Raw genomic sequence first — 6,789 nt, forward strand, 5'->3', positions numbered from 1 at the left:
TTTAAGGCCCCTCGGGCGGCGTGATGGAGAGGGTGACGGAACTGATGGCGGCATCCGTCTGCCATGTCTTGTGTTCCCAGGCGGTGCCGCCGGTCCACGTCCACCGCTCGCCGAAGCCGCCCACGTCCCACGACCGGGACCGGGTGGCGTGCGTCTCGATGTCTTCGGCTTCCAGGCGCAGCTTTTTCCCGGCCTTGATGGTCACGTTCTGGTCGGCTTCCAGCGTGGCGTTCAGCGGGGTCTTCACCACCACGCCCGTGCGGGTCAGGTGGACCTTCTGGCCGAGGTCGTCATACATGGCGACTTCGCCTTTCAGCAGCTCGATGCGGAATTGGCGGTCGCACATGGCGATGACGAAGCCGTTGGACCTGTCGCCGCCGAAGAACCCGGCAAAGGGCTGCATGCCCGGCAAGGGGTGCGAGGTGAAACCGTAATCCTGGGGGCGTTCCATACCGTCGCGGGTTTCGCCGATCAGAAAGGTGGCCTGCACCGTCTGGCACGGGCCGCCATCCTCGACCATATGCAGCACGCCCTTGCCCAGCCCCAGCTTCACCCGGTTCTTCAGGTACTCCAGGCGGTTGTCCACCTCGGCCAGGATCATGTTGACCAAGTCGCGCATCACTCTTCCTCCGGCTGGGCCAAGAGGTCGAACGCGCCCGGCGGATAGAGGTTGAGCTTCGTTACCGTGCCGTCGTCGTCGCTTTTGATGAAGGCGACGTTTGCCACCAGCCAATTGCCGTTGATCCGCAACCGGCTGTCGCTGAAAGCCACGGTCTGGCCAGGCCGCCACAGGCCGCCTTCGTGGCGCCAGCCCAATACGGTCACCGATACGCAACGGCTTTTCCCCTGGGCCACCCGTTGCTCATGCGCGGCCCGTTCAGTCAGGTTGATGATGGCCCCTTGGGTTTCGGGCACCATGATCTTGGGGCGGTGGCGCTTTACCGCCACGTCCCTGGCCACACCTTGTTCCTGGCTTCCGGCCGTGGGGTCCGAGCTGTCGGGTGTCTCGCGGGTGCCGCGCACGATGATTTCGGAGAAACGGGCGGCAAAGTTGTTGGGCGCGGTCGCGGCCAATACGTTATTGCCCCGCTTCAGCGCGGCGACCGGCTCGCCAACGGTGCCCCGGCCGATCACCAAGTTCCCCAATCCGTCAGACCACGCCAGGACGCCGCGCTGGCGGCACATACGCTCAATGCACGTCTGCACGGTGTCCCCCGTGTTGACGGCCACGCGGCGGAACGGGGCGCCCGTGTCGGTGGTCACCACCACCTTAATGCCGAAGGGAGCGCACATATCGCGCGCCACCGCTTCCAGCGTCTGATTCAGGTACTCTTTAACTTCCGCCGAACAATCCACGAGGTCGCCTGTGGTATCGCGCCCGGTCACGGTGACGATGTTTGACTTTTCATCAAAGGCAGGGATGGGGTTGTCTACCCATCCAGTCATCACCGTTTCATCGTCGATGACCACGCGGCAAGCGGCCCCAGCGTCGATAGGGTGTTGTTCGAGCTGGCCGTCCTTCAGATATTCGTCGGTCAGGCGCAAGATAAAGTCACCTGCCATGTGGTCCAGGTTCAGGGTTACGGCGACGTTCTCCCAGCCCTCATGGGCTTGGCCGCCAACCCACAGCGTCACGCGGTGTTCTGCCTCAGCCATCGGTCGGCACCTTCAGAATCAGGCCACCGGGGATGAACCCAGGGTGGCGGATGGTCGGGTTCCTGGTCAGCACATCGCTTTCGCGGTCGGCATTGCCATAAAGGCGCTGGGCCAGCACCAGGGCAGGCGTGTCGGCATCGTTGGTCACGTCGGACAGGCGCGACAGATCGGCACCGCGCGTGGTGATGTCGCGGACGGATACGGTGCGCAGGGTGTCCAGGGGTTGATAGACGGCATCGGGCGCCGTCATCATGCGTTCGTCCAACGATGTGGACACCTGGTCGCGCACGGTCACGGCGTCGTCGTAAACGGTAAAGGGCATGTCCGCCGAGGCTTGCGCCGCTTCCACCGCCGCCAGGCCCCGAACCAGGTCAATCATGGCGGCCTGGTTGGTCGCGGCGCGGGCGCGCATGGTGGTGGTGGGGGCAATGGGGGCGAAATCCTGGCCATAATCCAGAAAACCACGTGCGGCCTGATAGCGCGGCCAGCCGTTGTCGTGGAGGCCGAGCGCCAAGCTCATCAACTCGGCGATGGATGATCCGAACCCAGAGAATCCAGTGCCACCCCACAAAGATCTTCGCAGGCCCAACACCCGACCCAGCAGCGAGGATACGCCCCCGTTGTATCGATTGGCTGTGCGGCTGCTGGCCAGAGTATCCTCAATCTTTCCCAGGGCTTGGCCAGCGATGGTGGTCGCCCTGCTCAACAGGTCATCATTGCCACGCGCGCTGAATCTGGAGTCAAAATCCTCCAGAATTGCCGCTTTGCTATCGGTACTGGCCTGGCGCACGGCATAGGCGGTGTCGGTCTTGACCGAGTGCAGCGCCTTGTTGCCGTATTCGACGAACGTGATGGTGAAGGCGACATAGCCGCCTTCGTTCATGCGTTCTTCCCATTCAAAGTCGCGGACCTGCACCTGCCAAGTCTCGCCCCAAGCGTCGATGTATTCGCCGGGGCCTTTTTGCTCCAGCGCCTCGATCAGTTGGTTCTTGGTGGGCAAATAATTGCCCCCGAGCCTGGCTGCCAGCAGGAAGGCATCCACTGAATAGCGGCGCATTTTTCGCCCGGTGTCTTCGGGATAGCCTTCGTCGCGGTCGGGAAATTCGTGATCGGCACCGCGTCGGCCACCCTTGCCTTTGCGGCTCCGCGCTTCAAAGGCAACGCCTCGGAAACTTGCCGGTCGCAGCGTGTCGCGCCAACTCGCAGCCATCAGTTGCCCCCCGCCATGGACTGGCCGGTGCGGGCGATCACGCTTACGCCAGGGGTGGACCCCCGCACGTCGGCACGCATGCCAGGCGGCAGGGTCAACACGACTTCAATGCGCTGGGGCGTAGCGGCGGACGCCTGGGCCACGGCCTGGCCACCGGCTTGCCCGGCGGCGCTCGTATCGGAACCCTTAGTCACGACCTGGGCGCCCTTGGCCTCGGCGGCTTTGATGCCGCTGCCCGGTTTCACTTGATTGTCGTTGGCGGGGTTGTCATTGGCTGCGACGGCAGCACCGACCTTCGGCATGCTCTCGCCCTTGGGGGCAACCCACCCCATCATCGTGGCGAAGTCGGTCAGGGGGCCGCGCACCTTGTCCCAAATGGCCATGATGGTGGCCACGCCATCGTCCCAAACCTTGGTGATGTTCCCCCACACGGAGGTGAAGATGCCGGTGATGGCTTCGCCGACAGGGGTCACGGCATCGACCAGTCCGGCCCATTTGGCGCTGATGCCTTCCCACATACCCATGGCGAAGGTCTTCAACTGGCCCCAATTGTCGATGATCTTGATTGCCGCCCAGCCAATAGGGCCGGTAAAGGCCAGGATGGTGCGCCAGTGTTCCTCCACCCCGTTCCAGATGGTGGAGAAAAACAACTTTACCGTACCCCAATTGTCGATAATGAGACCGGCACCGACGGCAATGGCACCGATGGCCAAGCCGATGGGGTTGGCCATCACGCTGGCGCTCAACACCCGCCACGCCACAGTGGTCAGGGTGATGGCGGGCGGCAACAGGGTGAAGGCGGCGCCCACGGAGACAATCGCGGCGGTGGCGGTGGGCGATGAATTGGCCATGTCGCCCAGCACCGTCACCACCGGGGTGATGGCCTTGAGCGCCATGTTGAACGGCGGCAGCAACGCCGAACCCACGGCTTCGCCCAGCTTGCCAAGCTGGGAATTGAAGCCTTTCAGCAGCTCCTTGTTGGTCTCCATCATGCGGGCGAAATCGGTGTCCACCGTGCCGGAGGCGCCCGCGATGTCGCCTTTCAGGCGCTTGTATTCCTCCAGATTTGCCAGCATGGGCTTCAAGAAGTCTTGAACCTGCATGTCGCCGAAGAACTGGCCGAGAAGGTCAACTTGGCCACCCTTGGTTTTCTTGTTAACCTGCTCCAACAGCGCCTCGAAAGGATTGCCCCCCTTCGCGATGGCCTCGTTCCGCACCTTCACCAAGTCCACCCCGTGTTCCTTGAACTTCTTCAAGGTTTCTGGTGCCATGATCTTGGCCATGAAGTTCTTCATGTTGTTGGCCGCTTCGCTGGGGTCGGCCGCGCCTTTCTTGGCGATCTGGAGCGCCGCGCCCAGGGTGGTCACGGCTTCGGTGCCTTGAAGGCCCAGGCCCTTGGCGGCGGCGCCCAGGGTGGGGAAATAGCGGGCCATATCCTTCAGCTCGAAGGCCCCCTGTTTGCCCGCGAAAGCCAGTTGGTCCAGCGCCTTGCCCATGCCCTCGGGCGCCACGCCCAGGGTGTCGTTCAACACGAACGCGGTCTTGGCCAAGTCGTCAACGTTGGCCTGGGCGGCCGTGGCGGTGCGGCCCAGCGCTTCCACCATGGCGCTGGTCTTGTCTTTGTCCATGCCTGCCGAAACCAAGGCGGAAAAGCCCTTCAACAGCTCTTGCATGGACTGGTTGGTGCGTTCGGGCACGGCCAGGCCGCGAAGCTGGTCCTTCAGCCCCGCGATCTGTTCGTTCGTCATGTCGGCGGTGATGCCCGCCTGCTTCAGCTCATGCTCGAAATCGCTGGCTTGATTCAGGGCAGACCCGATGCCGTGCAGCGATGCCCAAGCCTGACCAACCTGCACCAGGGTGCCGCTCAGTTCTCCGGCGGCCCGGTTGATCTGGCCAATACCGCCGACCGCGCTGCCGATGGTGCTGTTAAAGCCCCCCGCCAGTGCGGCGCCGATGATGATGTTGGTGGCCAGAGACAAGGCGGCTTACCCCTGATGTTCCAGTTCTTCGACTTCGGCCATGTAGGCCAGAAATTCCCTGGTTGGCATGGCTTCGATTTCAGCCCGCGACCAGCCGCTTACACGGGCGAGGCGGAGGACGTTTCTTCGGAGGTCTCGGCCTCCGGGTAGGGAAAATTTGAGAGGGTCGCCTGCACCTTCTGGTAGTCGGCCATGCTGAGGATTTTGACCAGCTCCACCGGCACGTTGCACAGGATGGCCACCATGGCCGTTTCGACTTCCTTGAGGCCGACCGCTTCCGCCTCGGCCGGAACCTGCATGCGGGCATTGACGTGCGGTTCCACCATGCTCAGGGAGGTATAGCGAACGCCCGCCACGGTGCGGGGGCGCACCAGCGGGAAGGTATGGACGGCCAGGCCGTCTTCTCTGGTCGTGGTCTTGGTTTCCATTTCCACCTCCCCTTAGACCTTTTCGGCCGGATTGCCGTTGATCTTGATCTTCATCGGCCCGCCATCCTTGGCGGCGAACTTCAGCGTGTCGGCGCGGAAGGCGTTGCGGATCAGCCAAGTCTGGCCGGTGTCGGCGCGGAAGGTCACGGTGGCGTCCACCAGGTTGTTGATGTCTTCCACCGGGGTTTCGGCGGAAATGGGCACATCGCATTCCAGTTCGGATTGCTTCGGCGTTTCGGAATAGCCCACGGTGCCGTCGGCCAGAACAACGGGCTTGCGTTCCCACCCACCCAAATCCAGCGAGGCGCCGGGCATGGTGCCGACCTTCTTGCCGTCGTAGGAGATGTCGGCGCGGCCAAGGTATTTGGTCATTTAAACCCCCGTTAAACGATGAATTGAATAAGCGCCGCGCCCTTGCGGTACTGGTTGACCAGGTCGGGCTGAAGCAGATGGTCGGCGCGGCAACGGTCATCGGCGTTGCGCTCGACCACCAGGGCGGCCTTGAAGGCGTCCACGTTCTCCACCCACCCGCGCTGTTCCCAATCACGGGCCAGGGCGATGTTCTCGGCCTTCAGGATGGAGGGCGTGACAATGGCTTGGCCGACACCGAAATTCGTGCCGTCGTCGGCCAGCTTGTGGCGCGGGAACTTCTGCGCCTGGCGGGCGCGCCAGGTGCGGCGAAGCACCGACAGGGTGGCCGGGGTTTCCACGTCCAGATAGCTCTGATCGTTCAGGCCCCAATCGTTGACCTGATAGGTGGTGATGGCCCGTTCGATCTGGCACAAGCCCGACGACGTGACCGTAAAGGTGCTGATGCCGTCCCACAGCAGAAGGTTGCGCTCAAGCTTATCGAAGCGGTCCTTCTCGGCCGGGGCCATCATGCCCTTCAGGGTCAGGGTCTGGAGCGGGCGGGCCGGGTCAATGTCGATGGACGATGCCGCCACCGCGCAGTAAATGGCCGCCACCTCATAGGCCGGGGTCGGCGAGCCATAGGTGGGCATGATGGAAAGGGGGAAGGCGTTCAGGCTGTTGCCGAGCGTAGTCAACGCCGCATGGTCGCCCGCGTGCGCGGTCCACACCTGGCCTTCGATCTGCTGGCCAGCGGACCAGCGGTCGGTGAATTCCGCCACCACGGCCGCCAGGTTGGCGCCATCGGTGTACGGGTTCGCGACGTGGTGGTATTGCGCATCGCCCAGGGCGGTCATGCCCGCCACTAGGTCGGGATTGCCCGCGCCGCCCGTGAACGGGGTAATGGTGAAGGTCAGGCCATCATCGGGCACGTCGCCCTGGTAATAGCCCATGCGGATGTCCAGGCCGTTCCAGGCCGTGCCCTTGTGCCGGGCGGTCAGGTTGACCTTGGACGCGGTCACGCCGTCCACGGCGGCGGTGAACACCAAATCCAGGTTGGCGTTGATGGCGGCGGCTAGCCCCTCGGCCACCTGGGCCACTGTGGCGCCGATGGCGACGGAAAACTGGACACGCTGGCCGCCGATCCACACCGTGCGGGTGCTGGCCG

General features: G+C 63.6%; 7 protein-coding genes. All 7 read right to left on the bottom strand.

What is annotated here, in order from left to right; genetic code table 11:
- Position 1: 1 nt before the first annotated feature.
- Positions 2-619: a phage baseplate assembly protein domain-containing protein gene (locus tag K678_RS17785; protein ID WP_021132615.1), complete on the bottom strand. Its 618-nt coding sequence runs from the start codon at positions 617-619 to the stop codon at positions 2-4.
- Positions 619-1,656 (bottom strand): phage baseplate assembly protein, encoded by a 1,038-nt coding sequence (locus tag K678_RS11455; RefSeq protein WP_021132616.1) that lies wholly within the window; start codon positions 1,654-1,656, stop codon positions 619-621. Before K678_RS11455 ends, K678_RS17785 begins: the two co-directional genes overlap by 1 nt.
- Positions 1,649-2,866 (bottom strand): DNA circularization protein, encoded by a 1,218-nt coding sequence (locus K678_RS11460; protein ID WP_021132617.1) that lies wholly within the window; start codon positions 2,864-2,866, stop codon positions 1,649-1,651. Before K678_RS11460 ends, K678_RS11455 begins: the two co-directional genes overlap by 8 nt.
- On the bottom strand, positions 2,866-4,845 hold the full coding sequence (locus K678_RS17790) for a phage tail tape measure protein (protein WP_021132618.1): 1,980 nt from the start codon (positions 4,843-4,845) through the stop codon (positions 2,866-2,868). The genes K678_RS11460 and K678_RS17790 overlap by 1 nt, the downstream gene beginning before the upstream one ends.
- A gap of 98 nt (positions 4,846-4,943) precedes the next feature.
- Entirely contained in the window at positions 4,944-5,273 is a 330-nt protein-coding gene (locus K678_RS11470) for a phage tail assembly protein (protein ID WP_021132619.1), read from the bottom strand.
- Positions 5,274-5,285: 12 nt separating this feature from the next.
- Positions 5,286-5,645 carry a phage tail tube protein gene (locus K678_RS11475; protein ID WP_021132620.1) on the bottom strand — a complete coding sequence of 120 codons (360 nt, stop codon included), beginning with the start codon at positions 5,643-5,645 and terminating at the stop codon, positions 5,286-5,288.
- Positions 5,646-5,656: 11 nt separating this feature from the next.
- Positions 5,657-6,789, bottom strand: a 1,133-nt coding sequence (locus tag K678_RS11480; RefSeq protein WP_021132621.1) for a phage tail sheath subtilisin-like domain-containing protein, incomplete at its 5' end; no start/stop codon positions are given.

The sequence above is a fragment of the Magnetospirillum fulvum MGU-K5 genome (genome assembly GCF_000442515.1).
GTDB lineage: Bacteria > Pseudomonadota > Alphaproteobacteria > Rhodospirillales > Magnetospirillaceae > Phaeospirillum > Phaeospirillum fulvum_B.